15 protein-coding genes are annotated in these 20,642 nt (G+C 48.5%); 8 read left to right on the top strand and 7 right to left on the bottom strand.

Features of this window, described 5'->3' with window-relative positions:
- Positions 1-80 precede the first annotated feature (80 nt).
- A complete protein-coding gene (locus EL268_RS09360; RefSeq protein ID WP_106654581.1) occupies positions 81-920 on the top strand; it encodes a GNAT family N-acetyltransferase in 840 nt (279 codons plus the stop codon).
- Between the two features lie 78 nt (positions 921-998).
- A complete protein-coding gene (locus EL268_RS09355) occupies positions 999-2,300 on the top strand; it encodes a BaiN/RdsA family NAD(P)/FAD-dependent oxidoreductase (protein WP_106654580.1) in 1,302 nt (433 codons plus the stop codon).
- A gap of 237 nt (positions 2,301-2,537) precedes the next feature.
- Here EL268_RS09355 and EL268_RS09350 read toward each other — a convergent pair whose 3' ends face one another.
- The 7 genes from EL268_RS09350 to EL268_RS09315 all read right to left on the bottom strand — a co-directional run bounded on the left by EL268_RS09350 (position 2,538) and on the right by EL268_RS09315 (position 11,060).
- Positions 2,538-2,747, bottom strand: a complete 210-nt coding sequence (locus EL268_RS09350; protein WP_106654618.1) for a hypothetical protein — start codon at positions 2,745-2,747, stop codon at positions 2,538-2,540.
- A complete protein-coding gene (locus EL268_RS09345) occupies positions 2,744-5,194 on the bottom strand; it encodes a septation ring formation regulator EzrA (protein ID WP_106654579.1) in 2,451 nt (816 codons plus the stop codon). Before EL268_RS09345 ends, EL268_RS09350 begins: the two co-directional genes overlap by 4 nt.
- A 47-nt stretch (positions 5,195-5,241) precedes the next feature.
- Positions 5,242-5,844, bottom strand: coding sequence for a forespore capture DNA-binding protein RefZ (gene refZ, locus EL268_RS09340; RefSeq protein WP_056489372.1), 603 nt, complete (start codon positions 5,842-5,844; stop codon positions 5,242-5,244).
- Between the two features lie 255 nt (positions 5,845-6,099).
- Positions 6,100-7,008, bottom strand: a complete 909-nt coding sequence (locus EL268_RS09330; RefSeq protein ID WP_106654578.1) for a hypothetical protein — start codon at positions 7,006-7,008, stop codon at positions 6,100-6,102.
- 126 nt (positions 7,009-7,134) lie between these two features.
- Complete coding sequence (locus EL268_RS09325) at positions 7,135-8,133, bottom strand: MBL fold metallo-hydrolase (RefSeq protein ID WP_106654577.1); 999 nt, start codon at positions 8,131-8,133, stop codon at positions 7,135-7,137.
- A gap of 66 nt (positions 8,134-8,199) precedes the next feature.
- Positions 8,200-10,440 (bottom strand): sensor domain-containing diguanylate cyclase, encoded by a 2,241-nt coding sequence (locus EL268_RS09320; protein WP_106654576.1) that lies wholly within the window; start codon positions 10,438-10,440, stop codon positions 8,200-8,202.
- Positions 10,441-10,478: 38 nt separating this feature from the next.
- Positions 10,479-11,060 carry a histidine phosphatase family protein gene (locus tag EL268_RS09315; RefSeq protein ID WP_106654575.1) on the bottom strand — a complete coding sequence of 194 codons (582 nt, stop codon included), beginning with the start codon at positions 11,058-11,060 and terminating at the stop codon, positions 10,479-10,481.
- Positions 11,061-11,289: 229 nt separating this feature from the next.
- Between EL268_RS09315 and EL268_RS09310 the strand changes: the two genes are divergently transcribed.
- From EL268_RS09310 to EL268_RS09285, 6 genes are all read left to right on the top strand, one after another.
- Positions 11,290-13,575, top strand: a complete 2,286-nt coding sequence (locus EL268_RS09310) for a YcdB/YcdC domain-containing protein (protein ID WP_106654574.1) — start codon at positions 11,290-11,292, stop codon at positions 13,573-13,575.
- A gap of 292 nt (positions 13,576-13,867) precedes the next feature.
- Positions 13,868-14,467 carry a 30S ribosomal protein S4 gene (gene rpsD / locus EL268_RS09305; RefSeq protein WP_016742106.1) on the top strand — a complete coding sequence of 200 codons (600 nt, stop codon included), beginning with the start codon at positions 13,868-13,870 and terminating at the stop codon, positions 14,465-14,467.
- A gap of 186 nt (positions 14,468-14,653) precedes the next feature.
- The gene (locus EL268_RS09300) at positions 14,654-17,794 is read left to right on the top strand and encodes a penicillin-binding protein 1A (RefSeq protein WP_106654573.1); all 3,141 of its coding nucleotides are present in this window, start codon (positions 14,654-14,656) and stop codon (positions 17,792-17,794) included.
- A 71-nt stretch (positions 17,795-17,865) separates the two neighbouring features.
- Positions 17,866-18,498: an N-acetyltransferase gene (locus tag EL268_RS09295; protein ID WP_106654572.1), complete on the top strand. Its 633-nt coding sequence runs from the start codon at positions 17,866-17,868 to the stop codon at positions 18,496-18,498.
- A gap of 34 nt (positions 18,499-18,532) precedes the next feature.
- Positions 18,533-19,177 carry a CBS and ACT domain-containing protein gene (locus tag EL268_RS09290; protein WP_106654571.1) on the top strand — a complete coding sequence of 215 codons (645 nt, stop codon included), beginning with the start codon at positions 18,533-18,535 and terminating at the stop codon, positions 19,175-19,177.
- Positions 19,174-20,331 (top strand): acetoin utilization protein AcuC, encoded by a 1,158-nt coding sequence (locus tag EL268_RS09285; RefSeq protein ID WP_106654570.1) that lies wholly within the window; start codon positions 19,174-19,176, stop codon positions 20,329-20,331. Before EL268_RS09290 ends, EL268_RS09285 begins: the two co-directional genes overlap by 4 nt.
- Positions 20,332-20,642: the final 311 nt, after the last annotated feature.

Below are 20,642 nucleotides of genomic sequence, written 5' to 3'. Positions count from 1 at the left end.
CGCAACTATTCCCAAGCAGGAATGCAAGTTCTTGTCCCGAATGAAGAAAAAACACGAATCGTTTGAGGAGGAAAAAGCAGATGGCAATCACGTTACGAAAGTTGGCCGAATTCAGTGAGATTGAGCAATTAGAAGAAATGGAGGGGAAAATATGGGACCCTTCTAGTGCTATTCCCCACCATATGACACTCACCATGCAAAAGTTTGGCGGTCTGTTTTTAGGAGCATTCGATGACGAGAAAATGATCGGCTTTTTGTACAGCTTCCCGGGCTTCACCAACGGAGAACCCCATCTTTGTTCGCACATGCTCGGCTTTTTGCCAGAGTATCGCAAGCAAGGGTTAGGTGTACAAATGAAATGGCTGCAAAAAGAAGAAGCGGCAGCAGCAGGCTATTCCAAAATTACATGGACGTATGATCCGCTTGAAACTGTAAACGGTGTTCTGAACATCGCCAAGCTTGGCGGAATCGTTCGCACTTACTTGCCAAACTGCTATGGACAGCTCGATGACGACTTCAATCGAGGACTGCCGACAGACCGTTTCCTCGTTGAATGGATGATCGGAAGCGATCGTGTGGAATCGCGTCAGGCAGGGAACACCCCTACTCCCTCTTTTGAACAGGCGCCAGACCTGTTGCATCTAGAAATCAAGGATGGTATTCCTCATCCTATCAAAATCGATTTGTCACGCGAAGAACCTGTGGTGCTACTGCCTGTCCCTGCCTTCTTCCAGGATGTAAAACGGGCAGATATGGCCGTCGCTTCCTTGTGGCGAGAGATGACGCGGGAATTGTTCATGGCCTATTTTGCCAAAGGATATGTCGTCACGAATATCCTCCGTGGTCAATCCATCGTTCATTACGTCTTAGAAAAGCAGCCGTTGACTGATATTTTAGGTGCCTCGTCCTCTCTATCCTAGCTGGAATTGCGCGCCGGGTGGGCGGTATGTGGTAAAATGGGTGTTGCCCAACCCTAAACAACAAAGGACGAGAATGAAATGAACCGATCACAATACAATTATGACGTCATCATCATAGGCGGCGGTCCCTCTGGGCTGATGTCCGCTATTGCCGCTTCTGGCCAAGGAGCCCGAGTCTGTCTCGTGGAAAAAGGCTCAAAGCTCGGACGAAAGCTCATCATATCTGGCGGCGGTCGCTGCAATGTAACCAATGCCAAGGAACAAGATGAATTAATCAAACAAATGCCGGGAAATGGCCGCTTCATGTACAGTGCTCTCACCCAATTCGGCAACCGAGAGATTATCCAATTTTTTGAGGAGATGGGTGTCGCGTTAAAAGAAGAGGATCGGGGCCGCATGTTTCCCGTCACAGATAAAGCAGTGACAGTCGCCCAAGCCTTGATTGATTTGTTGAAGCGCCAAGGTGCTACCATTCATTTAAATGCCGCTGTAAAAGAAGTTATCTATTCGGAAGGCAGAGTCGGTGGCATCATGCTCCAATCCGGTGAAAAAATTACCGCGCCTTGTGTGATTATTGCCGTCGGAGGGTGTTCTGTACCACAGACAGGGTCTACAGGCGATGGCTATGCATGGGCGAAAGCAGCCGGGCATACGATCACAGAGCTGTATCCTACTGAAGTACCGCTAACAGCCAATGACTCTTTTATTCGCGATAAATCAATCCAGGGTCTGTCGCTGCGTGATATTACGATGACGTTGTATGCACCCAATGGGAAAAAGATCAACACCCAGGAAGGCGATATGATCTTCACTCACTTCGGAATATCAGGCCCCGCTTCCCTGCGCATGGGACATTATGTCTCTGTGTCTCAACGAAAATACGGAGCGGTTCCTCTTTCTCTGACGATCGATCTCATGCCTGACAAAACGGCCGAAGAAATCATGTCGGAAAGCTGGCAGCTGATCGAGGAGCAACCAAAAAAGGCAGTAAAAAATGCAATCAAAGGCTTCCTCCCCGAACGGATTATCCCACTCTTGCTTGCGATGGCAGGAATTTCAGATGAAACGACCTACAGCCATATGAAGAAACAAGAGTGGAGCAAGTTCACGAGCTTGATCAAAGCTTTTCCACTCACCATTACGGGGACGCTCTCTCTTGAGGAAGCGTTCATTACAGGTGGCGGTGTGAGTGTAAAAGAGATCGATCCACGCTCGATGAGATCCAAGCTCATGGATGGGTTGTATTTTGCTGGCGAGGTCATGGACGTCCACGCCCATACCGGTGGCTACAACATCACCATTGCCTTTTCGTCTGGCTATTCTGCGGGTACGCATAGTGCGCAGGAAGCATCCGAATTTTTTTACGAGAATGACGTTTAGATCAAGAGGGATTGGGGAAACTATGAATCAGGTTCTCTTTTCATGAAAAGAGAAATCAGCACATTACTCCCCCCTAGTTGTAATGTGCTGGTTTAACAGACCTTACTCCCTTTATCTTCCTAGATGGGGCATCGCCTGCGTGAGCGATGCTTCTTTTTTTGTCCAACAAAAAGCACCTGCTACAAAAGACGGCAAGTCCATCTTTTCATAGCAGGTGCTTTATTCGTAGTTATTGGTTTATCCGACAAGGCGGAACAAATACGCAAATCCAGCGAACAAAAAGGCCAGGCCCAACAGAAAAAACGTGTTGGCACGCTGCTTGACGCGCCTTTCGTCTCCTTGAAAATAAGCATTCATCCGCGATTGCCAACGTTTTGTCCGCGGCTGTACCATGATGAGAATGCCAACTGCCAGTAAGAAGAGAGGAAAGATCAGCATCGGACTCATCCCTTTTTCTTGCGACGCAGAAGCCAACGGTTGTCCTCTTCGGCTGGTGCGCCTTCGATTACCAGACGGGCCTCCTCCGCAAGCTGATAGGCTTCTGCGAAAGCCAGTTGTCGAAATGATATCTCTGCCTTCGTCAACAACTCATTGACCTGGCGATTTTGTCGGCGATAACGGTTGGTATACTGAATGGCACCCTCTGCCATCTGACAAGTTGTAATAATGCGTTCTGCCATCCGCTCTGTTTCGCCGACCAAATCACTTGCGTCCTGAACCAGCATAGCCACCTCTTCCAGATCATAGCGGTATTGCTCCATGATCGTTTGCACGCGGCCCAACGTCTGCACGACTTCTTCAAACATGTATTTCAATTGATCCGGAATCCCCGGCAAGTAGCTCCGCTTGATGTGCTGACGCACGCGGACTAATGTGTTAGAAATTCGCTCCAGTTCATCCAGCGCATCGTCTTCCGTTTCGATGACCAAATACGTTTGCTCTTCTTCTTCCGGAATCATCTCTTCTTGTTCAGGCTGACTCTTCGGCATGACCAGTTCATACTCTTCTTCTTCTTCGTACACAGGCTCCTCAGCTTTGACTGTTGGAGCAGACTTTTGTGCTTTTTTATTGAAAAGCTGAGGAATCGCTTGTAACAAAACGGAACGTTCAGCTTCACTCAGCTCTGAGGATTTGCCTCGCACCGTTCGCTCTTCTTCCACTTTCGTCTGCTGGAAAGGAGTCGGCTTTACAGAATCTGCCTCACTGGTAGAATGCTCGGTCTCGCTAGCTGGAGTCGGCTCAGGTGTACGAATCTCCGGCTCCACAGCCGCGGATGTCGCCGCTACTTGCTGTAGCGAATTATCCTGTTCCACCTCTCCTGCTTCTGCTCTCTTTTCTTCCTGCACAAATTCTGTCTCATCTTTGCTTTGATTCATTTCTATTTGCGGTTCAGCTTCTGCATATACAGTCGCTGCTGCTTCATCACGAGCAAGAACGCCATCTTCTATCGCTTGATACGTCGCATCAAGGAGGACTTCGAACGCTTTGACATGGGTCAATACCATTTCCAAGCTACCCTCTTCCAAAGCGCTCTTCGCGGACATGACCAATTGCTTCGCCTGCAAGAGGGCATTGTCCAAGGAATCCTGCTTTAAATCAAAGCCGTCACGAACGGCCTGCTCAATTCCTTCCTCCAGATGCTTGAATTCTTCCGGCATTTCCTTTTTCACGCGTTGCACAAGCTTTGGAATGAGCTCCATCGCTTGTCCTACCTGCTCTAGCACTTGCTGCGCTTTTTGTGTGGTTTCGTAAGCTGCGATGTCGTCCCCTGCCGTCCGCGCAGTTTTCACGAGTTTTCGCATCGTGTCTACTTCATCGAGCGATGCTTTCAATTCATGAAAAGACAATCCGTACTCCAGACGCAAATCGGACAAGCGTCGTTCCATCTGCTCCACTTGCTTTCCGATCTCAGGAACAACAACCTTGTTTTCTTGCTTGGTAACTGCCACTTTGGAAGTGTCTGTTTTTAGCTCATTCAGCTCTTCCTCAATTTTGGAAATAGCCTCTCTCGCCTCATTCAGCATGCCAAGTGCCAACGTAAAACGGAAGCGATCGCAAGCCTCTTCCGCATCGAGGATCATCATTTCCACATCAGGGATGCGAATGCGCAACAGATTTTCTTTTTTGTCAGCCAAGTGGTGGTAACGGACTTCTGTCATGCCGCTGGAACGGCGAAGCGGTTTTTCCACCTCGATGACATTGATCTTCTCAACGAGCTCTTCCTTCCAATCCTCTACATCGTCTACTTGGGCAAAAATAGCCCGGCGTCTGATCATCGCGTAAATCAAGCCGATCGATAGCCCAGCAAATACAGCCCCAACCAGATAAATCCACCATGGAATACCTCCGAGTGCGCTACTGCTTTCGCTCTCTTCCGCTTTACTAGCGTCGGTCGCACCCGGATTTGCTGTTGCTTGCTTGCTTTCGATGCGGCTAAGCTCTTGGTTTACTTCCGCAATTAACGTCTGAATCCCGGTCAAATACTGCTTTTGTGTACGGAATGGTTCATAGAAAGACGCAATCTTGTCATGCAGCAATGCCATCGTGGCACCTTTTGCCTGCAAAGAAGGACCGGCGTAAATCCCCAACTGCTCGGTGTTTATGTCGAGTACGATCATCAAGGCATCGTCGGCCAAATTGTAATTGTCAAACAGCTTTTGTGCGTAGATATCTGGAGATTCAGCTTCTGGTGCCGTGCTTTCCACTACGACGACTTTGTAGCTGCCCGGTATGCCGTTCAATGAATTTGCAAAGGCGGTCCTGTCTTCTTTTTTCAAATAGTTGTCAGCGTCCTGAACAACTTCGTCTTTTTTATCTGGAAACGGCGTCGCATAAGCCGGATTCGTATATAACAACATGCCTGCCAAACAGAGCATGAATAGTTTTCGTTTCACTTGTCATACATCCCCTTACTAGAATCATTCATTGGGAGAGGCCACGCCTAAGCGGGCAGCAAAGAACCTCGCAGATAACACATAATCGAGGTTTGCAGCCATTGGACGAACTCCTCGGAAGATGGCTCCAGATCATAGACCTGGCGAACCATTTGTGGTTGCAAAAATGGATATATCATCTGGCTCGTCATAGCCAGTACTGTACGATCAATAGAGACGGGCAGAAACTCACCCGAGACGACACCGCCCTCGATCACACGCGAAAGCCCGTGCTTCCATCGACTCATATATAGCGTCATCACTTCACGAGCAAGCATGGATTCTACGCTCAGCTCACGGTGAATCAAACGCGTGATAGGCGCGTGCTCACATTGAAATTGCAAATACAGCTGCACAACTTGTTCCAATCGTTGATAGGCAGGGATGTTTTCCTGCTCGTTTTCCAGTTCTTCCAAAAGGCGAAACAACGTCTCAAAGTAAGAAGCAATCAGCGTCTCCAGGACTCCTTGCTTCCCTTCAAAGTGATAGGAAATCAGCGCGGAATTTACTTGAGCAACAGAGGCAATTTGTCTTACGGAGGTTCCTTTGTAGCCATGAACATCAAAAAGCTTCGCTGCTGCGGATAAAATACGCATTTTCGTCTGATCCATCAGGCATCTTTCCCATTGTACAGATTATTCGACGAAAAAAGATAGTCTTGTTGTATGTTCGACAATGTTTTCCAGTATCCTGCTCGTAATGCTGATTCCATCGAAAAAAACCGCTATCGCATAGAATTTCTTCCACATAAGAAGTACGTAAAAAGCATCGAGCGCGTTACCTCATCTTTTCAATTTTCCCTGACAGAAAAAAGACGCTCCTGTCTGTTTTGCAAGAGGAACGTCTCACTTGATTACTCTTACTCCCTATTTGCTTTTTTTCGATGGAGTTGTGATGGGGGCAACTGCTCCATATTGCTGCAAATACGTTTCTACTTGCGTATGCTCTTTTACACGCTGATCGTTCAAATCGTACGAGGATCGAATGGACATCGTCATATTCGTGGGGAGCATCGTTTTTTTATTATAGTGAATCGTGTACTCTGCCTCCACTTCCATCTGGTTCACGAGCTCGTTTACGTCCACCTTCTTCTTGGATTGAATCGTGGGTCCGGAATGTTGTGCAGGCGTCCCTCTCCAATTGCCTTCCGAGAGTGACATCGCTAGCTTTAGCTTCGGTATGTAGGGTTTCTCTCGCCCTGCTATCGATTGGACTTTTGCTCCCGACTTTGTTTGTTCTTGCATTTGGGCAACAAGCCAGCTCTTTAGTTTGGCAGAATCCAATACGACTCCGAGCGCCTCAAAATCGTCATTTGGATTCTCATCTGGCAGCATCCGGACGTTTTGTTTCATATCGTCGATTTGCTGAAACGAAGCGATGGGGTTCCAGTTGTTCATTTCTTGATGCAGGGCCGGACTATCCCCTGCGACATGTTTCCAGCCTTCGTTTTGTCCATGCTTGGTATACAGCTTGTCCCCTTGGCTGAGCAAGGATAAGTTGTCCACTCTGTTTTCTTCTGGGACAGAGAGCTTCACGTTCATGTAAACAGCCTCTCCATCTTTTCTGCCCGAAAAGTTAACCATGTTCGCATTGGCACTATTTGCCGTCAACAGCTTGGTTTGCCCGTAGAACGCATACGATTTCTGCGCATCGAACTTGTCACGCACCTGCTCAAACATTGTATTCGCATCCTGCTTCACATTCATTTGATTACAGCCACCTACAACAACTGTACATACAAGAGCCATTACGCAAATGGGCCAATACTTCTGCATAGATGCTACCCTCCCTCAGCTACCCTAGATCAGCCTCATGTGGAGTCCCAGGGTAATAGTCCCTTTTAGCGTTTCCGGGGAGGAATAGGCTTATTCTATTTGCAAGCCTCTCTTGGACGATCAGGTTTACAGGTGGTAATACAAGACTCGATCCTGCTCTCTCACTTCAATCTGATGGAGAATCATCAACAAATCGATGTGCCCCAATGTCTCGGATAGCGTCAATGGCAATTCTTTTTGGTACAAGCCTGGAAATAAGAGAGCATTCAGTTCAAAAGCTGTCTTTTCTCCATCTGCAAGAAGCCTGCGAAGCGTGTCTGTTCTCTCCCAGTTCTTTTGCAGACGAGCAAGTATGAGCTCTCGATGGTTGTAAACCGGTTCACCGTGTCCACTCAGGACTTGTCTGATCTCCATGTCCGCACACATTTGCAGCGCTGTACGGTATTGGATCAAGGTCAGTGGTCTTGTACTCGTGCGATTCCGGGGTGGTTCAATGAAGGCATTGGATGAAATTCGCTTGATGATATGGTCGCCACCAATCATGACTTGATCCTTCGCCCGATACAACGACAGATGGCTTTGGCTGTGTCCCGGCGTATAAAGTACCTGCCAGTCCTCCAAGTACGGTACCTTTTGCTCATGCTTCAGATGGACGTCAATCTGGCTTGGCGCAGAAAACGTCTTCATCAGCTTGTGAAATTTCGAGATAATGACCATCATTTTTTCTGGTACACCGCTCTGGATGTACAGCTCTTCGAAAAACTGATCATGAAAAGTCATAAACTGCTCATCCTGCTGTACATAAGGCGTTGCCTGCGGATGGGCAAATGTCTTCGCTCCCGATCGTTCCCGTACTTTTTCTAACTGCCCGCAATGATCCACATGATGATGCGTCAGTATGACTTGATCGATATCTTGCACGCTTACCCCAATCGATTCTAAGCCTTCTGTCAAGGCCGCCCACGCATCGTCGGTCAATGGACCTACATCAACTAAGGTCAAGCGCTCCCCTTTTAGCAAGTAGATGTTTACTGCCCCCACATCAAAAGGCGTAGGTATTTCCAGACAAAAAATATCAGGTGCTACTTGCGTCGCGATCCTTTGCTTGCCATCATTCGTTGTCATTTTTTATCTACCTCTCAAGTTTTTTGCCTTTTTTTCCGAAAAGAGAAAAGAGCCATTGTTTTGGCTCTAGGCGAGAACAACTTGATTTCTACCTGAATTTTTGGCTTCATACAAAGCAATATCTGCTTGATGGAACAGCGCTTCTACACTCAGGTTTACATCCATCTCCCTGCTCCATTTCGCTAGTCCGCACGAGATCGTGACCTGTGGAGACGTCTCCTGCTCGACGCATTCCCGTATGCGCTCTGCCACGGAATGCGCGGTGTTTTTGTCCACACGCGGCAAATAAACAGCGAGTTCCTCTCCGCCCCATCTTGCCGCGATATCACTGTCTCGGATGCTATGTCGAATCAGATTGGAGACCTGAATCAGCACCTCGTCCCCTACCTGATGGCCAAATGTATCATTCACGGTTTTAAAATAATCAATATCGATCAAGATCAACGAGCCATAGTTGTCTTTTTGTAATGATCCTCTTACTCGTTCATTCAAATGTCTTCTCGTGTACAGACCTGTCAAATTATCCGTAATGACCATTCGTTCCATTTCATTATGCAGGACGGCGTTGGTCATTGCCAAGCTCGCATGCTGGCCAAATATTTCGAGGAGTTTGTAGTCGTCAAAACTAAAAAAATGATAACGGGAATCTGCGACTAAAAGGACTCCACTAATCTCACCCTCGACAACGAGCGGAACCCCCATGAAGGAACAGCACGAAAAGAGCGAAAAAGGAAGCGGTCCTGCCCCTGGTTGAGCCAGCAACAATGCCTGCTTGCTTTGCAAGATTTGCTGAAATGGCTTTTCTGTAGAATCGATAGCCATGCCATTAAACGCTGGAATGGAGGAAGAGAGCACATCAAAGCAATCCTCTCCCGGCGCTTTTCGCAAGATGGCACAAAACTCCGCATCAAAGGTAGCCCGCATCATCGTCGTAACAAAATCGAGAATTTCCTTTAAATCAAGACTTCTGTTCAGCTGGCGTGCCATCTCATTAATCAAACGCAATTCTCGAATTAAATTACGCGATTGCTGATAGAGCTGTGCGTTTTCAAACGCAGTGCCAGCAGTATCCGCCAAGATCGAAATGTAGTCCTTTTCATGCTGATTCAAGGTGATTCGCTGATCGGACGTCACTTGCAAAACTCCGTAGATTCCTTGCTTGCCCAAGAGTGGCGCTGCGATCACTGTCACCTGTTGCTCCCCTTCTCCCACTTCTTCGGCAATGAGACGTCCTTCCAAATAGGCCTTGGTACTGGTAGACGGCTCTACCTCTTGAAAAGAAAGCTGTTTGACCGGGGTGGTTGCATTGGGTTCAACCGTAAGGAAAAGTTCTGCTGACAAGTACGGATAAAGGCTGGGAATGCTCGTCACGATTTCATGCAAAACATCATTCACATCAATCGATGCCTGAATCTTTGACATCAACTGATACAACAAATCTTTTTTGCTCGCTTCACGGCGCAGGTCGTCCGACATGATCGAACGCCAAAGCGCACAGCTTGCCTTCGCCCCTACCTCCTGCAAAAAAGCAACATCCCGCTCATCGTACACGCAATCTGTCTCTTCGGGTGGCAGATGCAAAAACAGTGCGTAGAGCGGCGTTTGGTTCAAGGAGACAGGAACGACGACAAGCCTGTGGTCATCCAAAATGGATGGCATGATTTGTGTCGTACCGAATCTCGAAACCAGTTGGGCTATATGGGTTTGTCCAACTTCGGCCTCCTGCGTGGTTACACTCTCCTGCGGAATCAACGTGGCATTGTCCGCGAGCTTTACGGCCGAACAATAGCCTTTTTGGATAATGTCACTGATCTGACCCGTCAAGCTTTGCAGCAGCTCTTTGGTCGTATCATGCAGCGTCAAATCCATGACAATCTGGCTCGTGACGTGTTGAATATAAGCATCATATCCCATGCGAATCAAGGGCTCTAGCCCGCGCATGTAGGATGACAAATCGAAATGGATTTGGTCTTCGGGCGCTATCATGCCAATGACAGCACGAACCCTTCCATCTTCTTCACACAAAGGAAAGGCTCCACACACGTTGTTCGTTTCACTTCTCGTTTTGACTACGATCTCTTTGGAAGAAAGTGCCTCTAAAATAAAATCAAAGACTTTGCCAATCGATACATCGTGTTGCAGAGTAAGCCCTTGAGAATTCCGAGATGGACCAACCTGCATTTCCATGAAGTTGATTACGCGGCCCCCGGAATCTGTCAAGAAAAGGATGCCTGGGCGCTTTTCCGGCCAAGATTGTAAGATAAAATGGGCCGTGTAGGAAAAGACCGTCTCTAACTTCCCCAACATTTTACTTGACACGAGAAACTCCCTCTCTCAGCATTTTCTCAAGCTTTCAAATGGTCTGTATCATTAACGGATAGAACTTCCCACCTGCGATCTACATACCGAAATATCGTAATACCGGTATTATCGATACGTGTGATCCCCGTTCCTTGTTCTCCTACCGTCACATAATGCAAGAAGCTATTAATGAGACCGCCATGCGAGACAACGACAATCGCCTCACCTGGATGGCTCCCTGCTATTTCTGTCATGGCAGCTACAGCTCGACGCTGCATGTCTTCGAATGTCTCAATTCCACAGGAGGCTTCATCCTGATTCTCAAATCGCTCACGTATTTCTTCATAGGTAAGCCCCTCCCACTCCCCATAGCAACGCTCCCGCAAAGTAGTCCGCGTAGAAACAGAGGATTGGAAGTTACCAGCAATCTTGGCAGCCGTATCACGCGCACGACTGAGATCACTCGAATAAAAAGCGTGAATCGTCTCGCCTAGGAACCTGTCTGCAACTTGCTCGGCCTGGCGTACCCCGAGCTCGTTCAATGCGATGTCACTGTGGCCTTGTATACGACGAATCTGATTCCACTCCGTCTCTCCATGACGAATGAGATACATGATGGTTTCCAAAACGATTTATCTCCTTACCGGTCTGTATTCTGTGGATAGTATTTCTTATTATATAAGATGCCTGTTCACAATTCTAGATTGATAAAAAAACATTTGGTACAAAATTCCTATATTTCATTCCTTTCTGTTAATACCACACTCTTTTTTTCATGGATTTGAACTGAAACGAACTTTTACTTCCTCTCGTCAGAGGTGATAAGAAGAATATGACATCGTTGGAGGGGTTCCTATGAAACCGTGGATCATGCGGTCTAGCTCATTTGTTCTATCAGCCAGTCTGTTGCTGCCTGTGGCACAAGCGCATGCACAATCACCTCATGTGAGTACCAATAAAATGGCGACTACTGTGTCACAATCAGACTCTGTGGCACAAGCCAAAGCAAAGCTGTCCAAGGAAGCAGCCTTGGCACTCGCCACAAAAATAGTGCCTACCGCTGGGATGACGGTGCAGAATGTGTCTTTTCGTTCAGCGGATAGCTGGCGCCCATTTCCAGAATGGTCGTTTAGTTGGGTAAAGAAAGATCCAGAAAACGGAAAAACTCTTCTATCCTATAGCGTCAGTATTCACGCCAATACAGGCGAGCTGACTTCCTATTCGCGTCATGATCAGGAATCATCCTCGCTTCCCTATGCAAAACGAATTTCCTATATAGAGGCGCAAGAGCAGGCGAAGCGCTTTTTCGAGAAAAACAATGCAGGAAAAGCAGCGGAAACAAGACTGTATACCCGCGATATGCCAGAGCCAAAAACTCCGCTGAACTCGGAAGTCTTCTATAATTTCCGCTTTGTTCGTGACGTGGACGGCATTCTCTTTCCCGACAACGGCGCAGATATCACGGTGGATGCTTCCGGCACAGTGACCAACTATTCTCTGTCGTGGAACGACGTGACTTTCGAGGATACGGATACGAAAATCTCGGAAGAAGAAGCCGAGAAACTATTTAAAGAACAAGCGAATCCAAAACCAGTTTACCTGCTGCCGTGGGATCGGGTGGAGACGCAAAATAACAAGCCATCTCTAGGGTATATGAATCCTTTCACCTTCTACATGGATGCAGAGACTGGCAAAGCATTGACACAATCGTTGACCCCGTATCAACCAACGAAAGATCCTGAGCCTGTAAGCAGCAAAGTCCTACCTGCACGCCGCAGCGGACAACCGCTCTCCCAAGAGGAAGCTGTACAATGGGCATCGAAAGCATTGAATTTGTCCAACTACGAGCTTCGCTCTGCCAATTACAATGAAAGAGACTACCGTGGCAATCGTCCTGTCTGGGATCTCGAATTCGGTGAAAAAGGCAACAGCGAAGACGGATTTGCGTATGTCTCCGTGGATGCTGTAACCGGGGACATCTACCGATTGAACAAGGAATTCCGTAGCCATAAAGAAAAAACATCCGCTGCTAAAAAACCAAACATGGAAAAACTCAAGGCAAAAGCGATGGAAACGATTCGCGATTTGGCGCCAACCATGGCCCACCAGCTTTACTGGACAGAGCGTGTGGAAGAGGAAAACCAACCCGTTGTTGATTCCGAACGGACGCAGATCCGATTTGAGCGTTTTATCAATGGAATTGCTGCAGCTAGCGGCTCTGCCTACTTCACGTTTGACACAGAAACAGGTGATCTGCTGAGTTACAGTGCTGATTTGGGCAGCGAAACATACCCGACACAAGTTCCCAAGCACCTGCCTGCTGCCGAAGCGAGCGAGAAGTGGTGGACCGAGACAAAAGCAGAGGCAGTATACGCCCTCGTCCCTCTTACTCCTGAGGATGCCAAACGCGCAAAAGAGCAGCCTTCCTACACACCGAAGCGAACGGCCAAGATCGTCTATCGCGCGACAATGACGCCGTTTGAGCAGCCGTATTACCTTGACGCTGTAACAGGCGAGTGGAGCTCCACCTCTACTGGCAAAACAATTGCGCTGCATCGTCCTGCTCCTGCCGATTTAAAGGGTCATCCAGCGGAGAAGGAACTCTTGCTGATGTATGAATACGACGCACTAACGCTTGAAAACGGCAATATCATGCCGCAAAAACCGATTACACGCGGCGAAATGATTGAAATGCTCATGATCAGTCTCAACCAAGGCAGACACTATCCGGAGTACTCTCTGGAACGAAAGGCCACCTATAGCGATGTGGCAAATGGTTCGCGCTTCTTCTCAGCCGTAGAAGGTGCTGTTGATCGAGGACTTCTCGATAAAAATGCTTCCAAGCTGAACCCAAATGAGACGATTACACGTGAAGAGCTGGCTGATATGATTGTTCGTGCACTTGGTTACAAAAAACTGACGGACTTCCCTGGCATGTTCCAGTCCCAGCTCTCAGACATTGCCAATTCGAAGTACCGCGGTTCGATCATCATTGCGACTACACTCGGTATCGTGCCAACCGACAAACAAAAGTTCCAGCCGCAAAGCCTCGTCCCCCGTGCCGATGCAGCCATTACTTTTACCCGCTTCCTCGAAAAACGGGATACTCCAGACGGTCCGGTTACTTTGTTGCGAAAATAAAACCCAAAAAGCGCCATCCATCCCACTTCTTGCGACGGATGGCGCGCTTCTTTTCCCTTGACTTTACTATATCGCGCCTAGTATTATTGAATGTATGTGTACAGGGTAGCATTGATTGTAGGTAAAAACGGAAGGATGTACCCTCTTAGTTCCCTCCCTTTACAGACTGCGGCTGATCATCTGTGAGGAGCACGATGCGGAAACGCTACCGTCCGAAGTTCGTGTAGATAAAGTAGGAACTAACCTGCCGGAAGTAAACACCTGCGAATCCATATTAAAGGAGAATGAAAACATGTCACGTTACACAGGACCTCGTCACAAACTGGCTCGTCGTCTGGGTATCTCCCTCGATGGTACAGGAAAAGACATCAAACGCAACTTCCCTCCAGGTCAACACGGTCACAACAACCGTCGTAAACTGAGCGAGTACGGAATCCAGTTGCAAGAAAAGCAAAAACTGCGCCACATGTTTGGCCTTAACGAAAAACAATTCCGCCGCACTTTCGACAATGCTAGCAAAATGGCTGGCGTAGTGGGCGAAAACTTCATGAAATTGCTGGAATCCCGTCTGGACAACCTGGTATACCGCATGGGCTTTGCTCCAACACGCCCAGCTGCTCGTCAGTTGGTAAACCATGGTCACTTCCTGGTAAACGGCAAAAAAGTAAACATCCCATCCTACCGCGTACAACCGGGTGATGTAATCTCCATTCGTGAAAAGTCCCGTGGTCTGCAATTGATCAAGGACGCTCTGGAAAGCCGCACTTTCCTGCCGAACTACGTTACATTCAACGATGCTGCTGCTGAAGGTACCTTCACTCGTCTGCCAGACCGTGAAGAAATGCCAGCTGAAATCAACGAAGTTCTGATCGTTGAGTTCTACAGCCGTTAATCGTCTGAGGATAAAAAGAAAAAGAGTAGTGCCGCTTGTCGGCCTACTCTTTTTTTATGTATTCATCTCACATGCCGTTGACAATTTTCAACGGTTTTTGACACATTTTGCTATCTCCTACGCATCTTCTATCCTCTAGGTTCCTCGTATGGTATAATCAGGTGGTATGCTAGGGGGTCGTAGACTATGTCGAATAACCACACATCTTCCTCTGAATCGACGAAAAAAAAGCGACGCAGAAGCCGTGGCAGGACGTTTTGGGTCATCATCCAAATCGTCTTCGTACTAGGGCTAATGGGAGCTGCAGTCGCGGGAGGAATCGTGACAGGTTATGTTGCCGCACTCGTGAAGGACGAGCCTGTGCGCAGCAAGGAGGAACTGGAGAATAAAATCTTCACCAACTATCTGACTGGATTCGCCTACTACAACGACGGCTCTCTGATCGGCCAATTGCGGGCCGAAGAAGGCGATCGACGTTTGGTGAAGAAAGCAGACGTTTCTCCCTATTTGATTAATGCCATCATCGCAACTGAGGACCATAACTACTACCACCACTCCGGAGTTTCGCTTCAATCCACCATGCGCGGAGCGATTCAGGAATTTACCAACCAGCCTGTCGTAACAGGTGGTAGTACGATTACACAGCAGCTTGTAAAAAATACAATCCTTTCTGCTGAAGTTAGTCACACCCGTAAGGCCCGTGAAATCTTTACCGCGATTCGGATCGAGCGCATGTTTTCCAAGGATCAGATTCTGGAAGCCTACATGAACGAAATTTACTTCGGAAAAAACGCCAACGGATCAAACGTATACGGCGTTCAGGCTGCCGCGAAAGGGATTTTTGGCAAAGATGTAAAAGAGCTCGGGCTCGCTGAGGGTTCGTATCTTGCGGGCATGATTCAAAACCCAGGCGCCTACTCTCCATTCCGTGCAGAAAGCTATCAGCGCGGGAAGGAACGCCAAAAAATGGTGTTGGATCGCATGCTGGAAAATGGCTACATTACACAAACCCAATATGATGGAGCTCTCGCCAGTGATTTGAAGGCACAGCTGGCAAAGCCGACGCAGCAAGCTTATCGAGAAGTACCTTTCTTGATGATGGAAATTGAAGATCGTGCCGCACGTCAGCTTGTGGACGCAGACCTCTTGGAAAAAGGTCGAGACAAATCAACCATCGGCCGCAACGAATACCGACAGCTGGTTGAAGAGAAACGTCGCGACATCCTGCGAAAAGGGTACAAGATACATACCACAATCGACAAGAGCGTATATGACATCATGCAGGCTGTTGCAGCCGATCCGAAAAACTTCGGTAAGAATCGCACCTATACGATTCGTCGCTCTAACGGCAAAACAGAAAAAATCGAAAATGCTCTGGAAGAAGTCGGCGCAATGCTGATTCACAACAAAACAGGAGCCATCCTCGGCATGATCGGGGGACGTGACTTCAAGGTGGAACAGACAAACCACGCCACTGTACCTCGTCAGCCTGGTTCGGCCATGAAGCCACTTGCAGCTTATGCTCCTGCTTTTGAACTGGGATTGCTCCAGCCAGCATCCCCAATCGATGACGCTCCGGTGCTACTCGCTGACGGCCAGAACGGTTCCCATTTACCTAAGAACTGGAACAACAAATGGCAAGGGATGATGAGTGCCCGTGAAGCGCTGCGGATGTCCTGGAACATTCCGGCGATCAAGACGTATTTGAAAGTTGGCATTCCAACGGCTCTCGAATACGTGAAGAAAATGGGAATCACAACATTGGTGGATGCTGACAACTATGCAGCCACTGGCGTAATTGGCGGTCTTACCTACGGAACAACTGTCGAGGAAATTACAAACGCTTATGGGACATTCGCAAATCACGGTTCTTTCGTGGATGCCTATCTGATTGACCGAATTGAAGATAACACTGGAAAAGTCATTTATCGCCATGAAACCAAACCTGTGCAAGTGTACAGCGAGCAAACAGCTTACTTGATCACTGATTTGATGCGTTCCGTTGTCAATAACGGTACAGGTACGCACATCCGCAAATACGTGCCGCGCAAAGTCGATGTGGCAGGTAAAACCGGAACTACGAACAACAGCAACGACCTCTATTTCGTCGGTTACACGCCAGAGCTGTCCATGGGGGTATGGGTTGGCTTTGACGAGCCATATCCAATGCCAGACGCGGACAAATATGTTCCGATGGTCGTATGGGGTAAGGTCATGAAGGATGTCATTGCGAAGCATCCGAACCTTTCACCTCCTGACTCCACCTTTAAAAAGCCGGCAGGAATTGTCAGTGCGACTGTTGACTCGAAATCAGGTCTTTTGCCGAGTGAGCTTTCAAAAGAAGCTGGCCATTTGATCACTGATATATTCAACAGCAAATTCGTTCCGACAAAGGTGGACGATGCCCACCAAAAAGCACGCGTCATTACGTATAATGGCGAACGGTATTTGGCGAAGGAAGGGACACCTGAAGATTTTGTTACCGAAGGCGTCTTCTACCGCTCACCTGACCCGCTTCCAACCAAGGAGCAAATTCAAGCGAAAAACAGTAGGGTCGCCACCCAACCACCGGATTGGGAGCAACGCCTGCCTGACAAGGAAGACCCTCGCACAGAGGCAGGTGGAGCGCCAGCTTCGCCAAGCGGTGTAACAGCCACAGGCTCAGGCAAGCAAATTACGCTTACCTGGCAATCAGCCAAAGAAGCTGACTTGGTCGGTTATCGCATCTACCGCGCTGATGTGCAGAACGGCTTTGTCAAAGTAGCGACTGTGAAAGATCCATCCGAATTGACTTTTGCCGATACGACTGCAACCCATGGCGATTTAGGCTATTATGTCACTTCTGTGGATATCGCTGGCAATGAATCGCAGCCTTCCGCAATCGCTTCTGTCGGTTCTACACAGACATGGCAGTTGCCTGATCCGAACCAAGGTACGGAAACAGGCATCCCGAATCCGACGGACAATAACGGGAATGGTCAAACAGATCCAGATGGAACTGCGACTAACCCAGCAGATGGATCAGGAGGCACGAATACAGACACAGATTCCGCTTCACCACCTGCTGCTCCGAAATCCTTGTCCATCAAGAATACGCCAAACGGTTGGCAGCTACAGTGGAAAGGAAGCAGCTCGTCTGAGCAGATGTACAACGTATATTTTAGCCCAGACTCAGCAAGCGGCTATTTGCTACTCGGTACAGTCTCTAGCACAACCTTTACACACGCAGCAGACGTACCGAATGGCAGCACCTATTACATTACCGCAGTCAACAGTTACGGAGAATCGCCACATTCTAACATCGTAACTGCCAACACCACAGAATAAACTGGAATGACAACCGACAGAGATGGTTAGACGCCATCTCTGTTTTTCTACAAACGTAAGGGGGGGAACTGATGGAGCACGTCAAACGCTATCATTCATTGAGTCTAATGGTGAACAACAGGGAGCTGCTCGTCGAAGGACCGATTACAGGAAGTCATCTGGCCTCATTACGCTTTGATGAGGGGCTGAAAGCTTTTCGTATCCCTGAACAGCAGCATGAAGCTCTCATCGAAATCGCTGATTTGCCTGAAGGGCGCATTATTATTGCTCGCGAAGGCGACCTTGTCCTCGGCTACGTGACCTTTCTGCACCCCGATCCACTGGAGCGATGGTCACAAGCCCAACTGCCCGATTTGCTGGAGCTGGGGGCGATTGAAATCAGTCATAAAGTGAGGGCGGGTGGCGTAGGCAAAAAGCTGCTGGAAGTCGCCTTCTTGGACGACGCCATGGAAGACTACGTCATTATTACTACCGAGTATTACTGGCATTGGGATTTGAAAGGAACAGGACTCGATGTATGGCAATACAGAAAGGTCATGGAAAAGGTCATGGGCAGCGCAGGACTGAGCTGGATGGCGACAGACGATCCGGAAATATGCTCACATCCCGCCAACTGTCTCATGGCAAAAATCGGCAAGCGTGTACCACCAGAAACAGTCGTTGCCTTTGATGCTATGCGGTTTCAAAATCGTTTTCTTTACTAGTTTGGATGCCTTTTGATTCCAGGAGGTCACTCTTATGCGTATTGAAGAGATTATGCGGAAAAAAATTGTCACGATCCAGCCATCCACTACCATCGGAGAGGCGCTTCTTCTCCTCCGCGCAAACAGAATCAGGCATTTGCCTGTCGTTGAAAACGACTCACTCGTAGGTATTGTCTCGGACCGTGACCTGCGAGACGCTCTCCCCTCTCGCCTGCTGACGCATGACGATGACGACACCGTCCTGCACAAGCCTGTAGCCAATATCATGAACCAACAAGTCATCACTGCCCACCCTCTGGATTTCATCGAAGACGCAGCCCTCCAACTATACGAGCACAAAATCGGCTCACTACCCATCGTCGAAGGGAATCGGCTCGTAGGATTGATCACAGAATCGGATCTTTTCTCTAGCTTGATCGAACTGTTCGGTGTTAACAAACCTAGCTCCCATATCGAAGTCGAAGTGGATGACCGCGTTGGCATGCTGGCAGAAGTCAGTCAAGTCTTTCGCGATGCACAAGTAAATGTCACGAGCGTCGTGGTCTTTCCTGGGAAACAGCCCGCAAAAAAGAACCTTGTTTTTCGGGTACAGACAATTGATCCTCGTATCGTGACGCAATTGCTCCTTGAAAAAGGCTTTTCCGTAATCGGCCCTAGGGAAGGAGGGATATTCCAGTGAGCCGAAATGCTCGTCTGATCTACTCTCCAGACTACACGCAATATTATTTTCATGATGATCATCCGTTCAACCAGCGTCGTCTGCTCCTCACACACGATCTGATGAGCAGTTACGGAATACTCAAAGACTCAGACATCCTGACTCCCCGACCGGCGACAGATGAAGAACTCGCCCTGGTGCATGACCCACGTTATATCCAATTTGTTCGCGATCAGGGCCATAGTGAACACGAGCTTCCGCAGGCAGCCAGTTATGGCTTGGGAACAGAGGATGTTCCCTGTTTTTCGAACATGCATGAAGCGTCCTCGCTGATCGTTGGAGGTACGTTAAACGCAGTGGACGCGGTTATGAGTGGACAGGCAGAACACGCCTTCAATCCCGCCGGAGGATTGCACCATGCCTTTCGTGGACGCGCCTCTGGATTTTGTATCTACAATGATTGCTCCGTCGCGATCGCTTATTTGCGTAAAAACTGGAATGCACGCGTGCTGTATATCGACACAGATGCCCATCATGGAGATGGGGTACAGTGGGCTTTTTACGATGACCCTCATGTACTGACTGTATCCATTCACGAAACGGGGAAGTATCTCTTCCCGGGAACAGGCAATTTGTCTGAACGTGGAGATGGAAGCGGTTACGGTTATTCTGTCAACGTTCCGCTCGATGCCTTCACGGAAGACGATTCTTTTCTGGAAGTGTATGAGGAGCTGGTGTCAAAGCTAGCGGCTGGCTTCAAGCCTGATGTCATCCTGACACAAAATGGCTGTGACGCTCATGCGTACGATCCCCTCACCCATTTGTCTTGCTCGATGAAGATTTATCAAGCGATTCCTCGTCTTGCTCACCGTCTTGCTCATGAATATTGTAACGGTCGCTGGATTGCTGTAGGCGGCGGGGGCTACGATATTTGGCGGGTGGTGCCACGGGCGTGGACGTTGGTATGGAGTGAGATGAGCGATCAGCCTCTTGTGGACGGTGATCTTCCCGAAGCCTGGCTCAACCGCTGGCAACCAGAGACGGATTTGCCCTTGCCGCCTCGGCTTTTTGACGAACCATTCCCAATAATCCCACGACGAGCAGAGATCACGGAAAAAAATCGGCTTACGCTAGAACGTGCGATGCTGTACGCACCAATTGGCTCCAAGAAGTAAGAAAGACCATTAGAGAAACAATGAAGGTCCTTCTGGTTTGAGTCAACATAGTGGAAGAGTAGAAAAAGCACAGTTCTCTTCGACTCTGACACACCAGCATGGGTGATTCACTGCCCGTCTCCACTTCAAAAAGAGGACCGTCGAGCCAAAGCCACCCTACGGGCGGAAGTTCCTCAAAGAAGAAGAGTTCGACAACCGTGGTCCTCTTTTTGAAGTTCCGACTGAGTAGGCGCTGTCAAGGTCTGCGAGCCCTGTACTTTTTCTTTTCACCAGCTTTGTTGGTTTATCGGTACCTTCTAAGATCATCCTCG

Origin of the sequence: Brevibacillus brevis (genome assembly GCF_900637055.1) — a bacterium.
Lineage (GTDB): Bacteria > Bacillota > Bacilli > Brevibacillales > Brevibacillaceae > Brevibacillus > Brevibacillus brevis.
This window is presented reverse-complemented; position numbering and strand designations above follow the sequence as displayed.

What these genes read in the sequence shown, in the direction of transcription:
- EL268_RS09325 (WP_106654577.1), bottom strand. Translation starts at nt 8,133, where the DNA reads ATGACAACGAATGATGGCAAGCAAAGGATCGCGACGCAAGTAGCACCT.
- EL268_RS09290 (WP_106654571.1), top strand. Translation starts at nt 18,533, where the DNA reads ATGCGTATTGAAGAGATTATGCGGAAAAAAATTGTCACGATCCAGCCA.
- EL268_RS09330 (WP_106654578.1), bottom strand. Translation starts at nt 7,008, where the DNA reads ATGCAGAAGTATTGGCCCATTTGCGTAATGGCTCTTGTATGTACAGTT.
- EL268_RS09310 (WP_106654574.1), top strand. Translation starts at nt 11,290, where the DNA reads ATGAAACCGTGGATCATGCGGTCTAGCTCATTTGTTCTATCAGCCAGT.
- EL268_RS09360 (WP_106654581.1), top strand. Translation starts at nt 81, where the DNA reads ATGGCAATCACGTTACGAAAGTTGGCCGAATTCAGTGAGATTGAGCAA.
- refZ (WP_056489372.1), bottom strand. Translation starts at nt 5,844, where the DNA reads ATGGATCAGACGAAAATGCGTATTTTATCCGCAGCAGCGAAGCTTTTT.
- EL268_RS09350 (WP_106654618.1), bottom strand. Translation starts at nt 2,747, where the DNA reads ATGAGTCCGATGCTGATCTTTCCTCTCTTCTTACTGGCAGTTGGCATT.
- EL268_RS09355 (WP_106654580.1), top strand. Translation starts at nt 999, where the DNA reads ATGAACCGATCACAATACAATTATGACGTCATCATCATAGGCGGCGGT.
- EL268_RS09300 (WP_106654573.1), top strand. Translation starts at nt 14,654, where the DNA reads ATGTCGAATAACCACACATCTTCCTCTGAATCGACGAAAAAAAAGCGA.
- EL268_RS09320 (WP_106654576.1), bottom strand. Translation starts at nt 10,440, where the DNA reads ATGTTGGGGAAGTTAGAGACGGTCTTTTCCTACACGGCCCATTTTATC.
- EL268_RS09295 (WP_106654572.1), top strand. Translation starts at nt 17,866, where the DNA reads ATGGAGCACGTCAAACGCTATCATTCATTGAGTCTAATGGTGAACAAC.
- rpsD (WP_016742106.1), top strand. Translation starts at nt 13,868, where the DNA reads ATGTCACGTTACACAGGACCTCGTCACAAACTGGCTCGTCGTCTGGGT.